Origin of the sequence: Pseudomonas sp. B3(2017) (genome assembly GCF_002113595.1) — a bacterium.
In the GTDB taxonomy this organism is placed as follows: Bacteria; Pseudomonadota; Gammaproteobacteria; order Pseudomonadales; family Pseudomonadaceae; genus Aquipseudomonas; species Aquipseudomonas ekonensis.
The window spans coordinates 247,953-265,112 of record NZ_NEIU01000008.1; the positions used below are offsets into that span (position 1 = coordinate 247,953).

Here is a 17,160-nt window from a genome sequence, read left to right on the forward strand (position 1 = left end):
CCATAGGCTTTGCGGTATACAGACTGCCATGATCTGACGATCCATGGATTTCACTTTTACGGAGCCGCCAATGCCGTTACGTCCGCTCGTTTTGCTCAGTCTCTTCAGCCTGCTGGTGGCCTGCGGCAGCGATGCGCCCAAGCCCCAGCCGCCGACACCGGGCCCTGCGCCGCAGCAGGCGCAGAAAAAGGCCCGGGAAGCCGCCGACCTCGGCCCGCTGCCGGCCTACCAGCGCGAGCTGAGCGGCACCCTGCAAGGCGTGCCCGCCGGCGCCGAAGTCGAACTGGCGCTGCTGGTGATCGACGAGAAGGACCGGCCGCAGCAACTGCTGGCCAGCGCCACGCTGATCGGCAACGACCGGGCGCTGCCGTTCCACCTGCGCTTCAACCCCGACGCCTTCCCCGCCGGCGCCCGGGTCGAGCTGCGCGGCCGCGCCAGCCAGTCCGGCCAGTTGATCCTGCACTTGCCGTCGCAGGCCATCACCCAGCCGACCACCCAGGCACTGGGCCCGCTGCAGTTCGTCAAAGCGCCATGAATGCACCGTTCGACCTGCAGCAGGCCTTGAGCGGACTGCTCGGCGACGCCCGGCTGGTGGCTTGCCCGCTGCCGGGCACCGACCTGCGCCTGTGGCTGATCGACGGCGACAACATGGCCCGGGAATTCACCCCGGACGAAACCCGCCGCATTCTCCACGAGCCGCCGTACTGGAGCTTCTGCTGGGCCAGCGGCCTGGCGGTGGCGCGTTACCTGGCCGAACATCCCGAATGGGTCAGGGGCAAGCGCGTGCTGGACTTCGGCGCAGGCTCCGGCATCGCCGGGATCGCCGCCGTGAAGGCCGGCGCTGCGGAGGTGGTGGCCTGCGACCTCGACCCGTTGGCGATCGCCGCGTGCAGGGCCAACGCAAGCCTCAACGGCGTGGAGATGGGCTACTCGACGGACTTCTTCGCCGAGGCGGACCGCTTCGACCTGATCCTGGTCGCCGACGTGCTGTACGACCGGGCCAACCTGCCGCTGCTCGACGCGTTCCTCAGCCGTGGGCGCGAGGCCTTGGTGGCCGACTCCCGGGTGCGCGACTTCCGCCATCCGCAGTACACCCGCATCGAGATGCTGGAGGCCATGACCCTGCCGGATCTGGCCGAACCGGAAGAGTTCCGGCATGTCAGCCTTTACCATGCGCGGCGCTAGCCAACCGCTTCCGGCCACACCCCGCCACCCCGTATAGTTGCCCCATCCACGCTTTCACGAGAGCCCCCATGAGCGAGCAAACGCCCTACATCTTCGACGCCACGACCGCCGATTTCGACCGGTCGGTGATCGAGAACTCCTTCCACAAACCGGTGCTGGTGGATTTCTGGGCCGAATGGTGCGCGCCGTGCAAGGCGCTGATGCCGATGCTCCAGGGCATCGCCGAGAGCTATCAGGGCGAGTTGCTGCTGGCCAAGGTCAACTGCGACATCGAGCAGGACATCGTCGCCCGCTTCGGCATCCGCAGCCTGCCGACCGTGGTGCTGTTCAAGGACGGCCAGCCGGTGGACGGCTTTGCCGGCGCGCAGCCCGAGTCCGCCGTGCGCGCGATGCTCGAGCCCCATGTGCAGATGCCGCCGCCGGCCGCCGCCGACCCGTTCGAACAGGCCCAGGCGCTGTTCGACGCCGGCCGGTTCGCGGACGCCGAAGCGGCGCTGGTCGCGATCCTGGGCGAAGACAACACCAACGCCAAGGCGCTGATCCTGTATGCCCGCTGCCTCACCGAACGCGGCGAGCTGGGCGAGGCGCAGACCGTGCTCGACGCGGTCAAGAGCGATGAGCACAAGGCCGCGCTGGCCGGGGCCAAGGCCCAGATCAAGTTCCTCGGCCTGGCCCGGGACCTGCCGGACGCCGCCGAGCTCAAGGCGCGCCTTGCGCAGAACCCGCAGGACGATGAAGCGGTGTACCAACTGGCGATCCAGCAACTGGCCCGCCAGCAGTACGAAGCGGCGCTGGACGCCCTGCTCAAGCTGTTCATCCGCAACCGCAGCTACGGCGAAGGCCTGCCGCACAAGACCCTGCTGCAAGTGTTCGAACTGCTGGGCAACGATCACCCGCTGGTGACCGTCTACCGGCGCAAGGTGTTCGCGGCGCTGTACTGACCGGTCACTCGGTCCAGCTGTAGAGCGGCGTATCCCCGCCGCTCGCCACCTTCACCTGCGACGAGTGGCGCAGCCGCACCAGCAGGCGCTTGCCCGCCGCGGCGCTGCCGGTCAGCCCTTCCAGCTGCTCCAGCAGGTCCGGCCCGCTGAGCTGCCCGGCCTTGCGCAGCAGCTCCTGCGCGGTCTGCCACAATGCGTCGTCCTGGTTCGACGGTTTCGCCGCAGGCGTTGCGGCGGCCTGCGGCGCCGCCTGCAAGGATGCGCCGAAGTGCGTACCGAGCCGCGCCCAGTCGCCGTCATCCAGTTCCAGCGTCAAGTCCACCGGCACATCGCCGACGGTTCCGCGTATCCGCAACATAAGCTTCGCTCCCGCATCTGTATGGCCGGCATGCTCCCATGGCCGGTGCACAACGCCAAGCGCACGATGAGCGGCCTGCGGGCAGATTCTCCGGGAGCGTCTATATTTCTGTTTTTTCCATGGGAAGGATGCCCATGTCCGCAGGCAGGAAACTGGCCTCCAAGGGAGCCCCCACCTCTACCGGTGGCGTGGTGCTCGAAGGCAATGAAAATCTCAGGATCGAAGGGCAGATCATCGCCTCCATCGGGCAGCTCGCCAGTTGCCCGGCCTGCAGCGCAGGCCAGGGGCCGATCGTCGCGGTGGGCGAGCGCACCCTGATGCTGCCCGCAGGCCCCGCAGCGCTTGAGGGCGACTACGTCGCCTGCGGCTGCCCGCCCATGGCCAACAAGGTACTGACCCAGCAGCACAGCGGCTACGCCGGCATCGGTCGGCCCGCCCCCATCGACATGGGCCCGCCCATCGCCGCCCTGGCCTCCCGCCGGTATCTTCAGGTGATCGTCGAGCGCCAGGACGACACCGAGAAACCGGGCCTGGCCTACCGCCTCAAGGACAAGAACAAGGCCGCCATTCTCGAAGACAGCACCTGCACAGCCACCGGCGAAGGCTGCGAACACGCCGTGGAGAACCCCGAAGACTACGACACCCTGCTGGTCGGCGAAGACGCCGAGTGGTCGTTCTATGTCTACGAAGAGCCGCTGGATCAGGAGGCGTCATGAAATCGGAAATCAGACTGGTCTTTAAGGACTTCCTGATGCAAGCGCCCCGGGGCGTGAAGTTTCAGCTGCTGATCGACGGCAACGTCATCGACGACTCGATCACTCAGGCCGACGGTCCTGACCAGACGTACCTGCTGCAGCCGGACAAGGTGCAGACCCTCGTCACCATCAAGGACACGGGAAAGACCAAGACCATCAAGACCCGCGACAGCCATGAAGTCAGCCTGCGGGTCGTCGGGGCTTCCGGCGCGCAGAAGGCACTCAACACCGCCACGCTGACCCCGGGCACACGCCTGACGATGGTGGCCGTGTCGCCCTGGGTCAGGGTGCCCTTGTCCACCACCGGCGCCGTCACGAACGATGTTTTCTATGAGGTGGAATACGGGGTCAAGCGCAAGAACCAGACCCGCACCGTCAAGGTGATGATCCAGGACATGCCGCGCCGGATACTGCTCGCGGCCCTACAGCACCGGGGCTCCACGGCATGGGCCGGCAAAACGAGCAAAAGGTCGCTGGAGCACCCGACGCTCAAGCAGAGCGTGGAGTTCGCGGCCGGCACCAACAAATGCAACCTGTTCGTGTACGACGTGCTGACCTCCATCGGGGTCAACGTGGCGCTGATCGAGCACGGCAAATCGAAGTACTTGCCGGGCGTCAAGAACCTCAGCCCGCCGCTGGCCGGCGAGTGGGCCGACGACACCCGGCTGCTCAACAGCTGGAAGGTGGAGCGTTCGGCTTTACCCGGCGACATCGGCGCGTATGCTGTCAATTATTCCAACGCGAGCGGTCACGTCGGCTTTATCCTGGCACAGGGCGTGTGCATTTCCGCCGGCTGGGAGAGGGTCGAAGTCAACGACGCCGGCTTCCGGCAGATCGCCGGCAACGGCATCGACAGCGACCATGACTTCACCATTTTCCGACGGTACAAGCACAGCACACCCCAATGAAACGACTCTTCTGGATTCTCCCGGTGCTTGCGCTGGCGCTGATTGCGGCCTGGCGGTCCTGGTCGCCCGCCGACCTGACGGCCTGCCCGCCCGGCGACGGCGCGCCGGGGCCCCTGAGCGCGTTCGTCCACGGCTACTTCGAGCGCAACGGCCGGGTGGACTGGCGCGAACTCGACAACCGCTTCGACGTGCTCTCCACGCCCCAGGGCCGCGTGATCGCCGATCAACCCCAAGCCTATGCCTGCGAGGCCGTGCAGATCCTGCAGAACCCGGCGTTCAGCCAGAGCGAGAAGGTCTACGCCACCGCGCTGATGTTCCGGCTGCCGATCAGCCAGTACCTGGGCTTCATGGATCGCAGCCACCAGCTGTACGAACAGGCCAGCATCGACCGGGAGGTGCTGACGCTGGTGGTGCACCCACGCGGCACGGCCGTCGATTACTGGTGGCTGCCGGCCTGGCGCCAGCGCTTCAACCGCGATGCGCCGGACGTGCTGGAGCCTGGGTTCATCCATCAGGTGCTGTCGGGCCGCTACTGGTTCGACTATCCCGGCAACGGGTTCTGACCGTCCGCAAACATTCCAACGCCTGAGCGTTGCCCGCGACCTGGCGCGGGCAACGTGCGCTCATGTCTTGCGCAATGCGGGGCGGGCGGGCAAACTCTCCGCACTTTCGTTATAAGATTACATAACAAACTCTTCACTTTACTTTCCGGAGACCGCCATGCGCCGTCTGCTGCTCGCTTTGCCGTTTGCCCTGTTGCCGCTGGCCGTCGCCCAGGCCGCCGACGAGCACGACCATGACAACGAACACGGCAGCCTCGGTGCCCACGAGCATGGCGTCGGCCGCCTGAACGCGGCGCTCGACGGCCAGACCCTGGAGCTGGAACTGGAAAGCCCGGCGATGAACCTGGTCGGCTTCGAACACGCCGCCACCAGCGAAGCCGACAAGGCCAAGGTCGCCGCCGCCCGCGCACAGCTCGAGCAACCGCTGGCGCTGTTCAGCCTGCCGGCCGCCGCCGGCTGCAAGGTCATCCGCCAGGAACTGGAAAGCCCGCTGTTCGGCGACAAGCCCGACGCCGACGACGACCATGACGAGGAAGCCGACAAGGACGGCCACGAGCATCACCACGACCACAGCGAAATCCACGCGCACTATCAGTTCAGTTGCGCGACGCCGGGTGCGCTGAAGGCACTGGACCTTTCGAAGGTGTTCAGCAGCTTCCCGGCCACCCAGAAAATCCAGGTGCAACTGATCGGCCCAAGCGGTCAGCAAGGCACCGAAGTGACGGCCAAGGCCGCGGCCCTGAAGTTCTGAACCCACCCAAACCCTGTGGGATCGGCACCATGACCCAAGCACTCATCGAACTGTCGGACCTGGGCTTCAGCTGGCCCGGCCACCCGCCGCTGCTGGACATCCCGGCGTTCCGTCTGGAGGCCGGCGAGACCTTGTTCCTCAAAGGTCCCAGCGGCAGCGGCAAGACCACCCTGCTCGGCCTGCTCGGCGGGGTGCAGAAGCCCGGCCGCGGCAGCATCCGCCTGCTCGGCCAGGAACTGACCGACCTCGGCGCCGGCGCCCGCGACCGCTTCCGGGTCGATCACACCGGCTACATCTTCCAGCAGTTCAACCTGCTGCCGTTCCTGTCGGTGCGCGAGAACGTCGAGCTGCCCTGCCACTTCTCGAAGCTGCGGGCGCAGCGGGCCAAGCAGCGCCACGGCAGCGTCGACCAGGCCGCCGCCACCCTGCTCGCCCACCTGGGCCTGAACGATGAAGGCATCCTTGGCCGCCGCGCCGACTCGCTGTCCATCGGCCAGCAGCAACGGGTGGCGGCGGCACGGGCCTTGATCGGTCAGCCGGAACTGGTGATCGCCGACGAACCCACCTCGGCGCTGGACCACGATGCCCGGGAAAACTTCCTCCGCCTGCTGTTCGCCGAATGCCGCGACGCCGGATCGAGCCTGCTGTTCGTCAGCCACGACCAGAGCCTGGCCCCGCTGTTCGACCGTCACCTGTCCCTGGCCGAACTCAATCGCGCCGCCACGTCCGCCGAGGTCTGAGATGTATCTGTTCCGCCTGGCCATGGCCAGCCTCGCCAACCGCCGCTTCACCGCCCTGCTGACCGCGTTCGCGATCGCCCTCTCCGTCTGCCTGCTGCTGGCGGTGGAACGGGTGCGCACCGAGGCCAAGGCCAGTTTCGCCAGCACCATCAGCGGCACCGACCTGATCGTCGGTGCCCGCTCGGGCTCGGTGAACCTGCTGCTGTACTCGGTGTTCCGCATCGGCAACGCCACCAACAACATCCGCTGGGACAGCTTCGAGCGGTTCGCCAACGACCCGAAAGTGAAATGGGCGATCCCCATGTCCCTCGGCGACTCCCACCGGGGCTACCGGGTGATGGGCACCACCGGCGCCTACTTCGAGCATTACCTTTACGGCCGCCAGCAGCACCTGGCCCTGGCCGACGGCCGTGCCTTCGCCACCGATCCGTTCGAAGTGGTGCTCGGCGCCGAAGTGGCCGAGGCGCTGCACTACAAGCTCGGCGACAAACTGGTGCTGGCCCACGGCGTGGCGGCGATCAGCCTGGTCAAGCACGACGACAAGCCGTTCACCGTGGTCGGCATCCTCCAGCGCACCGGCACGCCGGTGGACCGCACGCTGCACATCAGCCTGGGCGGCATGGAGGCGATTCACATCGACTGGCACAACGGCGTGCCGGCCCGGGGCAACGGGCGGATCAGCGCCGACCAGGCGCGCAACATGGACCTGACGCCCCAGGCGATCACCGCGTTCATGCTCGGCCTCAACAGCAAGATCTCCACGTTCGCCCTGCAACGGGAGATCAACGAATTCCGCGGCGAACCGCTGCTGGCGATCCTGCCCGGCGTGGCCCTGCAAGAGCTGTGGAGCCTGATGGGCACCGCCGAAAAGGCCCTGTTCGTGGTGTCGCTGTTCGTGGTGCTGACCGGGTTGATCGGCATGCTCACGGCGATCCTCACCAGCCTCAACGAACGCCGCCGGGAGATGGCGATCCTGCGTTCGGTGGGCGCACGGCCCTGGCACATCGCAAGCTTGCTGGTGCTGGAAGCCTTTGTCCTGGCGCTGGCCGGGACAGTGGCCGGGCTGGCCTTGCTGTACGCCGGCATCGCCGTGGCGCAAGGTTACGTGCAGGCCAACTACGGGCTGTACCTGCCGCTGGCCTGGCCGAGCGAGTATGAATGGACGCTGCTCGGTGGCATTCTGGCGGCCGCGCTGCTGATGGGCAGCGTGCCGGCCTGGCGCGCCTACCGCCAATCCCTGGCCGATGGCCTGTCGATCCGACTATGAGGATGTCCCCCATGCCCCGCGCCGCGCTCGCGCTGCTGTTGCTGATGGCCCTGCCCGTGTGGGCGGCCGCGCCGAAAGACCTGACCTGGTCGGAGATGATCCCGCCGGACGCGCCGGCGGAGACGCCGAACATGACGCCGCTGCACGACCTGTCGAAGATGGGCGACGCGCTGTCCGCCGAGTCCGCCCCGGCGGCCAAGCAGGACATGCCCAACGCCCCGGTGGTGCAGAGCCTCGACGGGCAGAACGTGCGCCTGCCGGGCTACATCGTGCCGCTGGAGGTCAGCGAGGAAGGCCGCACCACGGACTTCCTGCTGGTGCCGTACTTCGGCGCCTGCATCCACGTGCCGCCACCGCCGTCGAACCAGATCGTGCACGTGAAGAGCGAGCTGGGCGTGAAGCTCGACGAGCTGTACCAGCCCTACTGGGTCGAGGGGCCGCTGCAGGTCAAGCCGTCCACCAGCGAACTGGCCGATGCCGGGTATCAGATGGCGGCGGACAAGATCTATGTCTATGAACTGCCGGAGTGAATCCGCCGGCTGCGGCGAGGCCTGGGCGCTCGCCATCGCCAGCAGGCTGGCTCCCACAGGGATCGGTGTTCAGGCACAAATCCAAGCGGGGGCCGGCGAAGTTCCGCAGAAAAAACGACGATCACTGTTTCATTGAGCTGAATCAAAAGACCGTATCAGACGGCTCCGTACCATTTGGACATCGAACCTTTTCAACGTCCTTTTGGAGCCCCCATGAACAAGTCCTTGCTCAGCGCCTCGCTGTTTGCATTTGCGCTCGCAGCCCCGCTCGCCCATGCCCACGAAGCCGGCGACATCATCGTTCGCGCCGGCGCGATCACCGTCAACCCGAAGGCCGACAGCTCCAGCGTCAAGGTCGACCAGGGTCCGTTGAGCGGCGCCAACCTGGGCGGCAAGGCGACCATGAGCAGCGACACTCAGCTGGGCCTGAACTTCGCCTACATGATCACGCCGAACCTGGGCGTCGAGCTGCTCGCCGCGACCCCGTTCGAACATGACGTGAAGCTCAAGGGCACGGGCCTGGCCGCCGCCAACGGCAAGCTCGGCACCCTCAAGCACCTGCCGCCGACCCTGAGCCTGGTCTACTACCCGCTGGACTCGAAATCGGCCTTCCAGCCGTACATCGGCGGCGGCATCAACTACACCTGGATCTACGACGAACACGTCGGCAGCCAGGCCCAGTCCAACGGCTTCAGCAACTTCAAGGCGAAGAACTCCTGGGGCCTGGCCTGGCAGGTGGGCGCCGACTACATGCTGACCGACAACATCATGCTCAACGCCCAGGTGCGCTACATCGACATCGACACCCGCGCCACCGTGGAGAACAACGCCGTGGCTCCGGGCACCCGCGCACGGGTGAACGTGGACGTCGATCCGTTTGTGTACATGGTCGGTCTGGGCTACAAGTTCTAAGAACGTTCACGTGGTGGTGGATGAGGGCTAATGCGGCGAGGGGACTCGTTCCCGCCGGGCTGCGAAAGCGGCCCCGGACCGGACAGAAGCGGTGCTTCAGAAAAACCGCGTTGACTGGATCTGCGACTGCTGCGCAGTCGAGCGGGAGCGAGCTCCCTCGCCACAGGGATCGCATCGGGCTTCACCGCGATACCCCGCCCGCAAAAAAGGCGCCTGCAAAGGCGCCTTTTTTGTTTGTGGCGGCTTAGCGGCCCAACAGCCGCGCCAGGCCGACGCTCATCGGCGTCTGCGCCGGCAGTTCGAAGCGCTCCAGCAAACGCCGGTTGTCGGCCCGCGAGTGGCGGATGTCGCCGGAGCGGGCCGGGCCGTAGCTCACGGTCGGCAGTTGCCCGACGACCTTTTCCAGCTCGGCCAGCATCTGCTTGAGGTTGGTCGCGCGGTTCCAGCCGACGTTCACCGCACCCGGCTGCGCTTCAGGCTTCTCGATGGCCTGCACCAGCACATCGACCAGATCCTCGACGTAGAGGAAATCGCGGGTCTGCTCGCCGTCGCCGAACACGGTGATCGGCAGGCCCTTCTGCGCCCGCTCGCTGAAGATGCTGATCACGCCGGAGTACGGCGAGGACGGATCCTGGCGCGGTCCGAAGATGTTGAAGAAACGGAAGATCACCGGTTCCAGGCCGTGCTGGCGCCGGTAGAAATCAAAGTAATGCTCGCCCGCCAGCTTGTCCGACGCATAGGGCGTCAGCGGGGCCTTGGGGGTGTCTTCGTCGATCGCCTGGCCTTCGCCGTTGTTGCCGTACACCGCCGCGCTGGAGGCGAACAGCACACGTTTGACGCCGGCCACACGCATGGCCTCGCAGACGTTGAGGGTGCCGATGAAGTTGCTCTGGTGGGTCTTCACCGGGTCGTCCACCGACGCCTGCACCGAGGCCACAGCGGCCAGGTGGGCGACCGCGCTGCAGCCCTGCATCGCCGTGGCGACCAGCGCCGCGTCGGCGACATCGCCGACCACCAGTTCGACCTTGGGGTTGTCCAGCGGCAGGTTGCTGCGCTTGCCGGTGGACAGGTCGTCGAGCACCCGCACCGAACGGCCCTTGGCGAGCAGTGCGTCGACCAGGTGCGAGCCGATGAAACCGGCGCCGCCGGTGATTAAAACAGGGCCTTCAGCCATGACGGTAAAACCTATCCAGTAAGCCCGGGAGCGCGGCGCGCCAGGCGCGCGGCTTGATCCCGAAGGTGTGCAGAATTTTCTTGCAGGCCAGCACCGCGTGCTGCGGCTCTTCGGCGGCGTCGGGACGCGCGGCGTGGGCCTGGGCGGTCGGCGCCTCGACGGCCAGCGGATGCAGGCCGCGCGCTTCGGTCAGGATCGCCTGGCCCAGCGCCAGCGGCGTGGTCGCCTCCTGGCCGGCGTAATGGTACGTGCCCCACAACGGCGCCGCGCAATCGAGTTGCTTGAGCACCGAAATGATCACCCGTGCCGCGTCGTCCACCGGAGTCGGATTGCCCCGGCGGTCATCGGCCAGGAGCAGTTCGTCCGGCTGTTCGGCGCGAGCGAGGAAACGGCCCAGCGTGCCCTCTGGGCTGTCGTCCAGCAGCCAGCCGAAGCGCAGCAGCACATGCTGCGGGCAAGTGGCACGCACGCTCTGTTCGATGCGCCACAGGGCCTGGCCGCGCAGGCCCAGCGGCACCGGTTCGTCCTTTTCGCTGTAAGCGGTGGCGCGGGAGCCGTCGAACACCCGGTAGCTGGAGGGCTGCAACAGGATGATGTTGTGGTGCTGGCACAGTTCGGCCAGACGCTCGATGGCGCGTTCCTGCCCGGCCAGGCGGCTTTCGCTGACGGCCTCGGCCTGGAACCAGTCGAAATAGTAGGCGAGGTTGATCAACGCGTCGGGACGGGTGTCGTCGAGCAGTTGGGTCAGGCTCGCGGCATCCCAGCCGTCTTCGGGCGGGCGGGGGGCGAGGAAACCGATGTCTTCCTCTGCACCGAGGCGAATCAGCGCCTGCCCAAGGGCATTTCCGCCGCCCAGTAACATAAGGCGCATTCGCATAGAGTCAGCAGGCCCAGTCTGATGGGAAACATGGCGATGGCGGCGGCGCGGCTGGCGCCGCCGCCGGTCATTGCCGGAATCGTTGCATTTTGCGGGTTTAGTGCGCAACCGTCACCCGCAAAGTGTAGATCCCCCCGGTTTTGTGGTGCGGCGACAGGCCCCATCGCCAGCAGGCTGGCTCCCACAAGGGACGGGCGTCGTCCCCCCGAAAACCTGTGGGAGCCTGCCGGCGATCGGTGTCGCCGAAGATCCCCAGCGGTACTTGCATCTTCGAACGCCCGCCCGCATAACTGGCCCCATGAATCTGCCCCTCCCCGCCGACAGCGCCCTGGCAGGCTTTCATCCCGCCGTCAGCGCCTGGTTCGCCAGCACCTTCCCGACGGTCACCGCCGCCCAGGCCCGCGCGTGGCCGCTGATCCGCCAGCGCCGTTCGACCCTGATCGCGGCGCCCACCGGCTCCGGCAAGACCCTCACCGCCTTCCTCGCCGTGCTCGACGACCTCGTGCGCCGTGGCCTGGAAAACCCGGACGGGCTGCCGGACGCGACCCTGGTGGTCTACGTGTCGCCGCTCAAGGCGTTGTCCAACGACATCCGCATCAACCTGCAGGATCCGCTCGCGGGCATCACCGAGCAATTGCGCCGGATGGACCTGCCGGCGCTGGAGATCACCACCGCCGTGCGCACCGGCGACACCCCGCAGAACGACCGCGCCGCGATGCGCAAGCGCGCGCCGCACATTCTGGTGACCACCCCCGAATCGCTTTACGTGCTGCTCGGCTCGGAGTCCGGGCGGCAGATGCTCGGCACCGTGCGCACGGTGATCGTCGATGAGATCCACGCCATGGCCGCGAGCAAGCGCGGCAGCCACCTGGCCCTGAGCCTTGAGCGTTTGCAGGCGTTGTGCCCGGAGCCGCTGTTGCGCATCGGCCTGTCGGCCACCCAAACGCCCATCGAGACGGTGGCGCGGTTCCTGGCCGGCCATGGCCGCCCCTGCGAGATCATCGACATCGGCCACGCCCGGCCGAGGGACCTGGGCATCGAGGTGCCGCCCGTGCCGCTGTCTGCGGTGATGGCCAACGACGTCTGGGAACTGGTGTACGAGCGCCTCGCCACGTTGGTGCGCGAACACCGCACCACCCTGGTGTTCGTCAACACCCGGCGCCTGGCCGAACGCCTGAGCCGGCACTTGAGCGAGCGCCTGGGCAAGGACGCGGTGGCGGCGCACCACGGCAGCCTGGCCAAGGAATCGCGGCTGGAGGCCGAACAGCGGCTCAAGCGCGGCGAGCTGCGCGTGCTGGTGGCCACCGCCGCGCTGGAGCTGGGCATCGACATCGGCGAGGTCGACTTGGTGTGCCAGATCGCCTCGCCGCGCTCGATCGCCGCGTTCCTGCAAAGGGTCGGGCGTTCCGGGCACCAGGTCGGCGGCACGCCCAAGGGCCGGCTGTTCGCCACCTCCCGCGACGACCTGATCGAATGCGCGGCCCTGCTCGACTGCGTGCGCCGGGGCGAACTCGACCGCCTGCACATCCCCGAAGCGCCGCTGGACGTGCTGGCGCAGCAGATCGTCGCCGAAGTCAGTTGCCGGGAATGGGACGAAGCCTCGCTGCTGGCGCTGCTGCGCCAGGCCGAACCCTATGCCGGCCTCGACGACAAGCACTATCAGGCGCTGCTGACGATGCTCGCCGAAGGCTACAACGGCCGCCAGGGCATCCGCAGCGCCTACCTGCACCGCGACGCCGTCGGCCGCACCCTGCGCGGCCGGCGCGGCGCGCGGCTGACCGCCGTGACCAGCGGCGGCACCATCCCGGACAACGCCGACTACAGCGTGCTGCTGGAGCCCCAGGGCCTGAACGTCGGCAGCGTCAACGAAGACTTCGCCGTGGAGAGCATCGCCGGCGACGTGTTCCAGCTCGGCAACACGTCCTACCGCATCCTGCGGGTGGAGACCGGCAAGCTGCGGGTCGAGGACGCCCAGGGCCAGCCGCCGACCATCCCGTTCTGGCTCGGCGAGGCGCCGGGACGCAGCGCCGAACTGTCGGCGGCGGTGGCGCGCCTGCACGCGCAGCTCGACGCCCTGCTCGGCGCCTGCCCCGGCGACCTGCAACCGGCCCTCGACTGGCTCACCGCGACCCTCGGCCTGAACCCCGAAAGCGCCGAGCAACTGGTGGACTACCTGGCCCGCGCCCGCCAATCCTTCGGCGCCCTGCCGTCCCAGGACACGCTGCTGATGGAGCGCTTCTTCGACGAGTCCGGCGGCACCCAACTGATCATCCACTCGCCGTTCGGCAGCCGCATCAACCGCGCCTGGGGCCTGGCCCTGCGCAAGCGCTTCTGCCGCACCTTCAACTTCGAGCTGCAGGCGGCCGCTAGCGAAGACGCCATCGTGCTGTCGCTGTCCACCAGCCACAGCTTCGCCCTCGACGACGTCTGGCGTTACCTGCGCAGCGACAGCGCCAAACACGTGCTGATCCAGGCGCTGCTGGACGCGCCGCTGTTCGGCGTGCGCTGGCGCTGGAACGCCGGGGTGGCGCTGGCCTTGCCGCGCTTCGTCGGCGGGCGCAAGGTCGCGCCGCAGCTGCAGCGGATGAAAAGCGAAGACCTGATCGCCAGCGTGTTTCCCGACCAGATCGCCTGCCTTGAGAACCTCGCCGGCGAGCGTGAGATCCCGGACCATCCGCTGGTCGAGCAGACGATCGACGACTGCCTGCACGAAGCGATGGACACCGAAGGCTGGCTCGCCCTGCTGCGGCGCATCGAGCGCGGCGACGTGCGCCTGGTCAGCCGCGACCTGCCGGCGCCCTCGCCGCTGGCCGCCGAGATCCTCAGCGCCCGCCCCTACACCTTCCTCGATGACGCACCGCTGGAGGAGCGCCGCACCCAGGCGGTGCTCAACCGCCGCTGGAGCGATCCGCAGTCCACCGACGACCTCGGCGCCTTGGACGCCGAGGCGATTGCCGCCGTCGCGCAAGAGGCCTGGCCGGCACCGGGCAACCTCGACGAAATGCACGAAGCGCTGATGAGCCTGGCCTGCGTCAGCGACCGCGAGGCCCAGGCCGATCCACGCTGGCCGCAATGGCTGGAGGCATTGGCCGACAGCGGACGCGCCTGCCGTTTGCGGATCGGTGCGCAGCAGGAACTGTGGCTGGCGCGGGAACGCCTCGCTTGTCTGCTGGCGCTTTATCCACAGGCCGAACGGCATCCGGCGCTGGAGCCGCTGCCCGGCTTCGACGAAGCCTGGACGGCCGATGACGCGCTGGTCGAGGTGATCCGCGCCCGGCTCGGCGGCTTCGGCCCGTTGCCGGTGGAGGCCATCAGCGAACCGCTGGCGCAGCCGGCCTCGCTCATCCGGCAGGCCCTGGCCCGGCTGGAGCACGAGGGCTATGTGCTGCGTGGCCGTTTCACCCCGGGGCTGGACGTCGAAGAGTGGTGCGAGCGGCACCTGCTGGCGCGGATCCACCGCTACACGGTCAAGCGCCTGCGCCGGGAAATCGAACCGGTGACGCTGCAGGACTTCATGCGCTTCCTGTTCGACTGGCAGCACCTGTCCGCCGCCACCCAAGGCCAGGGCAACGCCGTGCTGCCGGCCATCGTCGCCCAGTTCGAAGGCTACCCGGCGGCCGCGTCGGCCTGGGACAGCGACCTGCTGCCGGCCAGGCTCAAGGACTATTCGCCGGGCTGGCTGGACGAGCTGTGCCGCAGCGGCAAACAGGTGTGGATGCGCCTGAACGCCCGACCGGCCTCGGGCGCCAGCGCCCTGCGCAGCACGCCGGTGGTGCTGCTGCCGCGCAGCCGGGTGGGGCTGTGGAGCGGGCTGACCGAGCAGACGCCGAGCGATGAACTGTCGCCCAAAGCCCAAAAAGTGTTCGAGGCCTTGAGCCTGCACGGCGCGCTGTTTTTCGACGAACTGATCCACGAAGCGCACCTGCTGCGTTCGGAACTGGAGATCGCCTTGCAGGAACTGGTGGGCGCGGGCCTGGTGAACGCCGACAGCTTTGCCGGTCTGCGGGCGCTGACCGCTCCGGCCGGCAAACGCCCGCAACGCAGCCACCGGCGCGGGCGCGGCGCCTTCGCCGGCGGCATGGACGATGCCGGACGCTGGGCCCTGCTGCGGCGCGGCGCGCCTGTGGATAAACCCCAAGCCCTGGAACACATCGCCATGACCCTGCTGCGCCGCTACGGCGTGGTGTTCTGGCGCTTGCTGGAGCGCGAAGCGGACTGGCTGCCGAGCTGGCGCGAGCTGCTCCACACCTTTCATCGCCTGGAGGCCCGGGGCGAAATCCGTGGCGGGCGCTTCGTCAGCGGCCTGGCGGGCGAGCAGTTCGCCCTGCCTGAAGCGATCCCGCTGCTGCGCGAGGTCCGCCGCCGGCCCCACGACGGCAGCCTGGTGGCGGTGTGCGGGGTCGACCCGCTGAACCTGGCCGGTACCCTGTTGCCGGGCGCGAAAGTGCCGGCGCTGGCGGGCAACCGGCTGGTGTACCGAGACGGCGTGCCAGCCGCCGCCGAGATCGCCGGCAAACAGCAGTACTGGCTGGAGTTGGTGCCGGACGACATGACGGCGCTGCGCAACAAACTGATCCAGCACCGCTAGAAACGCCCGGTCACGGGGTTCGCCGGGATCTTTGCTTCGCCGGCAAATATCAAATGCCCGCCCCTGTATTTTTCCGCAAGGCCCCAACCCCGACACTGCGCTCCATTCAATTCCCTACCGGAGTGCAGTCATGCCCATTGCCTTGCTCGCGCTGACGCTCAGCGCATTCGCCATCGGGACGACCGAGTTCGTCATCGTCGGCCTGCTTCCCACCATCGGCGCCGACCTGGGCGTCAGCCTGCCGTCCGCCGGGCTGCTGGTCAGCCTGTACGCGCTCGGGGTCGCCGTCGGCGCCCCGGTGCTCACCGCCCTCACCGGCAAAGTCCCGCGCAAGCTGTTGCTGCTGTCGTTGATGGTGCTGTTCACCCTCGGCAACCTGCTGGCCTGGCTGGCGCCGACCTATGAGTCGCTGGTGCTGGCGCGGATTGTCACCGGCCTGGCCCACGGGGTGTTCTTCTCCATCGGCTCGACCATCGCCACCAGCCTGGTGCCCAAGGAAAAGGCCGCCAGCGCGATCGCGGTGATGTTCACCGGCCTGACCGTGGCGCTGGTCACCGGAGTGCCGCTGGGCACGTTCATCGGCCAGCATTTCGGTTGGCGCGAAACCTTCCTCGCCGTGTCGGCGCTGGGCGTGGTCGCGTTCATCGGCAGCCTGCTGTACGTGCCCAAGTCCATCGCCCACAGCCAACCGGCGTCGCTGGTGCAGCAGTTGCAGGTGCTCAAGCAGCCGCGCCTGCTGCTGGTGTACGCCATGACCGCCATCGGCTACGGCGGCTCGTTCATCGCCTTCACCTTTCTGGCGCCGATCCTTCAGGACATCTCCGGCTTCAGCGCCGGGGCGGTCAGCCTGGTGCTGCTGGTGTACGGCGTGTCCGTCGCGGCGGGCAACCTCTGGGGCGGCCGTCTGGCGGACCGGCGCGGGCCCATCGGCGCCCTGAAGATCATCTTCGCCCTGCTCGCCGCCGTGCTGTTCGCCCTGACCTTCACCGCCGCCAACCCATGGCTGGCCCTGGCCACCGTGCTGGTGTGGGGCGCCGTCGCGTTCGGCAACGTGCCGGGCCTGCAGGTGTACGTGGTGCGCCAGGCCGAGCATCACACGCCACGGGCGGTGGACGTGGCGTCGGGGCTGAACATCGCCGCGTTCAACCTGGGGATCGCCGGCGGGGCGTGGGGCGGCGGGCTGATCGTCGAACACCTGGGCCTGATCCACACCGCATGGATCGGCGGCCTGGTGGTGCTGGCGGCCCTGGCGCTGACGGCGTGGAGCGGTCGGCTGGATCGCCTGGGGCCGGTGCAGGCCGAGCCGACGGCGGGCCGCGTGGTCATCGGGCACTGAGTTCTCCCGGCTGCTGTTTGCCGGCGATGACGAGCGGTCTGAGGCATTGAGGCCCGACCAGCCGCCGTCATCGCGGGCAAGTCGAGTCGTCGCACCGCCGCTCCCACAGGAATTGCGGGGGGCAGCTGAACCTGTGGGAGCCAGCCTGCTGGCGATGTTGCCAGCGAAGGCCCCCCAGGGGCGTCCTACCGCCCGTAGCCCCGCCGAAACTTTCCCGTCATGACGCCAGTCCTCCACAGACAGGGCCTGCAAACGGCCTTCGGACGGGAGGACGG

The 17,160-nt window shown here is 68.0% G+C and carries 16 protein-coding genes; 13 read left to right on the forward strand and 3 right to left on the reverse strand.

The window, feature by feature from the left end; genetic code table 11:
- The first annotated feature begins 70 nt into the window (after window positions 1–70).
- The 3 genes from CAG33_RS14685 (at window position 71) to trxA (ending at window position 2,126) form a co-directional block, all read left to right on the forward strand.
- The gene (locus CAG33_RS14685; protein WP_085638968.1) at window positions 71–535 is read left to right on the forward strand and encodes a YbaY family lipoprotein; all 465 of its coding nucleotides are present in this window, start codon (window positions 71–73) and stop codon (window positions 533–535) included.
- Entirely contained in the window at window positions 532–1,185 is a 654-nt protein-coding gene (locus tag CAG33_RS14690) for a methyltransferase (protein ID WP_085633555.1), read from the forward strand. The genes CAG33_RS14685 and CAG33_RS14690 overlap by 4 nt, the downstream gene beginning before the upstream one ends.
- Window positions 1,186–1,253: 68 nt before the next feature.
- Complete coding sequence (gene trxA / locus CAG33_RS14695; protein WP_085585876.1) at window positions 1,254–2,126, forward strand: thioredoxin; 873 nt, start codon at window positions 1,254–1,256, stop codon at window positions 2,124–2,126.
- 4 nt (window positions 2,127–2,130) lie between these two features.
- Here trxA and CAG33_RS14700 read toward each other — a convergent pair whose 3' ends face one another.
- A complete protein-coding gene (locus CAG33_RS14700) occupies window positions 2,131–2,484 on the reverse strand; it encodes a hypothetical protein (RefSeq protein WP_085585874.1) in 354 nt (117 codons plus the stop codon).
- A 134-nt stretch (window positions 2,485–2,618) separates the two neighbouring features.
- Between CAG33_RS14700 and CAG33_RS28770 the strand changes: the two genes are divergently transcribed.
- The 8 genes from CAG33_RS28770 to CAG33_RS14745 all read left to right on the forward strand — a co-directional run bounded on the left by CAG33_RS28770 (window position 2,619) and on the right by CAG33_RS14745 (window position 8,910).
- Window positions 2,619–3,200 carry a PAAR domain-containing protein gene (locus tag CAG33_RS28770; RefSeq protein WP_256575572.1) on the forward strand — a complete coding sequence of 194 codons (582 nt, stop codon included), beginning with the start codon at window positions 2,619–2,621 and terminating at the stop codon, window positions 3,198–3,200.
- The gene (locus CAG33_RS14715; protein WP_085638971.1) at window positions 3,197–4,147 is read left to right on the forward strand and encodes a CHAP domain-containing protein; all 951 of its coding nucleotides are present in this window, start codon (window positions 3,197–3,199) and stop codon (window positions 4,145–4,147) included. Before CAG33_RS28770 ends, CAG33_RS14715 begins: the two co-directional genes overlap by 4 nt.
- Entirely contained in the window at window positions 4,144–4,710 is a 567-nt protein-coding gene (locus tag CAG33_RS14720; protein WP_085638974.1) for a hypothetical protein, read from the forward strand. Before CAG33_RS14715 ends, CAG33_RS14720 begins: the two co-directional genes overlap by 4 nt.
- A 157-nt stretch (window positions 4,711–4,867) precedes the next feature.
- Window positions 4,868–5,461, forward strand: coding sequence for a DUF2796 domain-containing protein (locus tag CAG33_RS14725; RefSeq protein WP_085638978.1), 594 nt, complete (start codon window positions 4,868–4,870; stop codon window positions 5,459–5,461).
- A gap of 29 nt (window positions 5,462–5,490) precedes the next feature.
- Window positions 5,491–6,201: an ABC transporter ATP-binding protein gene (locus tag CAG33_RS14730; protein WP_085638981.1), complete on the forward strand. Its 711-nt coding sequence runs from the start codon at window positions 5,491–5,493 to the stop codon at window positions 6,199–6,201.
- A gap of 1 nt (window position 6,202) precedes the next feature.
- On the forward strand, window positions 6,203–7,468 hold the full coding sequence (locus CAG33_RS14735) for an FtsX-like permease family protein (protein WP_085585863.1): 1,266 nt from the start codon (window positions 6,203–6,205) through the stop codon (window positions 7,466–7,468).
- An 11-nt stretch (window positions 7,469–7,479) separates the two neighbouring features.
- Window positions 7,480–7,998: a DUF3299 domain-containing protein gene (locus CAG33_RS14740; RefSeq protein WP_085585861.1), complete on the forward strand. Its 519-nt coding sequence runs from the start codon at window positions 7,480–7,482 to the stop codon at window positions 7,996–7,998.
- 213 nt (window positions 7,999–8,211) lie between these two features.
- Window positions 8,212–8,910 carry an OmpW family protein gene (locus tag CAG33_RS14745; RefSeq protein WP_085585859.1) on the forward strand — a complete coding sequence of 233 codons (699 nt, stop codon included), beginning with the start codon at window positions 8,212–8,214 and terminating at the stop codon, window positions 8,908–8,910.
- Window positions 8,911–9,154: 244 nt separating this feature from the next.
- Here the strand turns inward: CAG33_RS14745 and CAG33_RS14750 are convergent, their stop codons facing one another.
- Both CAG33_RS14750 and CAG33_RS14755 read right to left on the reverse strand, forming a co-directional pair.
- Window positions 9,155–10,084, reverse strand: coding sequence for an NAD-dependent epimerase/dehydratase family protein (locus tag CAG33_RS14750; protein ID WP_085585857.1), 930 nt, complete (start codon window positions 10,082–10,084; stop codon window positions 9,155–9,157).
- Window positions 10,077–10,961 (reverse strand): sugar nucleotide-binding protein, encoded by an 885-nt coding sequence (locus CAG33_RS14755; protein ID WP_085585855.1) that lies wholly within the window; start codon window positions 10,959–10,961, stop codon window positions 10,077–10,079. The genes CAG33_RS14750 and CAG33_RS14755 overlap by 8 nt, the downstream gene beginning before the upstream one ends.
- Before the next feature lie 298 nt (window positions 10,962–11,259).
- Here CAG33_RS14755 and CAG33_RS14760 point away from each other — a divergent pair, with 298 nt between their 5' ends.
- Both CAG33_RS14760 and CAG33_RS14765 read left to right on the forward strand, forming a co-directional pair.
- Complete coding sequence (locus CAG33_RS14760; RefSeq protein ID WP_085638984.1) at window positions 11,260–15,549, forward strand: DEAD/DEAH box helicase; 4,290 nt, start codon at window positions 11,260–11,262, stop codon at window positions 15,547–15,549.
- Between the two features lie 130 nt (window positions 15,550–15,679).
- A complete protein-coding gene (locus CAG33_RS14765; RefSeq protein WP_085585851.1) occupies window positions 15,680–16,885 on the forward strand; it encodes an MFS transporter in 1,206 nt (401 codons plus the stop codon).
- Window positions 16,886–17,160 lie beyond the last annotated feature (275 nt).

Coding starts and splice junctions, on each gene's coding strand:
- CAG33_RS14760 (WP_085638984.1), top strand. CDS start 11,260: ATGAATCTGCCCCTCCCCGCCGACAGCGCCCTGGCAGGCTTTCATCCC.
- CAG33_RS28770 (WP_256575572.1), top strand. CDS start 2,619: ATGTCCGCAGGCAGGAAACTGGCCTCCAAGGGAGCCCCCACCTCTACC.
- CAG33_RS14765 (WP_085585851.1), top strand. CDS start 15,680: ATGCCCATTGCCTTGCTCGCGCTGACGCTCAGCGCATTCGCCATCGGG.
- CAG33_RS14690 (WP_085633555.1), top strand. CDS start 532: ATGAATGCACCGTTCGACCTGCAGCAGGCCTTGAGCGGACTGCTCGGC.
- CAG33_RS14745 (WP_085585859.1), top strand. CDS start 8,212: ATGAACAAGTCCTTGCTCAGCGCCTCGCTGTTTGCATTTGCGCTCGCA.
- CAG33_RS14685 (WP_085638968.1), top strand. CDS start 71: ATGCCGTTACGTCCGCTCGTTTTGCTCAGTCTCTTCAGCCTGCTGGTG.
- CAG33_RS14750 (WP_085585857.1), bottom strand. CDS start 10,084: ATGGCTGAAGGCCCTGTTTTAATCACCGGCGGCGCCGGTTTCATCGGC.
- CAG33_RS14720 (WP_085638974.1), top strand. CDS start 4,144: ATGAAACGACTCTTCTGGATTCTCCCGGTGCTTGCGCTGGCGCTGATT.
- CAG33_RS14755 (WP_085585855.1), bottom strand. CDS start 10,961: ATGCGAATGCGCCTTATGTTACTGGGCGGCGGAAATGCCCTTGGGCAG.
- CAG33_RS14715 (WP_085638971.1), top strand. CDS start 3,197: ATGAAATCGGAAATCAGACTGGTCTTTAAGGACTTCCTGATGCAAGCG.
- trxA (WP_085585876.1), top strand. CDS start 1,254: ATGAGCGAGCAAACGCCCTACATCTTCGACGCCACGACCGCCGATTTC.
- CAG33_RS14735 (WP_085585863.1), top strand. CDS start 6,203: ATGTATCTGTTCCGCCTGGCCATGGCCAGCCTCGCCAACCGCCGCTTC.
- CAG33_RS14700 (WP_085585874.1), bottom strand. CDS start 2,484: ATGTTGCGGATACGCGGAACCGTCGGCGATGTGCCGGTGGACTTGACG.
- CAG33_RS14725 (WP_085638978.1), top strand. CDS start 4,868: ATGCGCCGTCTGCTGCTCGCTTTGCCGTTTGCCCTGTTGCCGCTGGCC.
- CAG33_RS14730 (WP_085638981.1), top strand. CDS start 5,491: ATGACCCAAGCACTCATCGAACTGTCGGACCTGGGCTTCAGCTGGCCC.
- CAG33_RS14740 (WP_085585861.1), top strand. CDS start 7,480: ATGCCCCGCGCCGCGCTCGCGCTGCTGTTGCTGATGGCCCTGCCCGTG.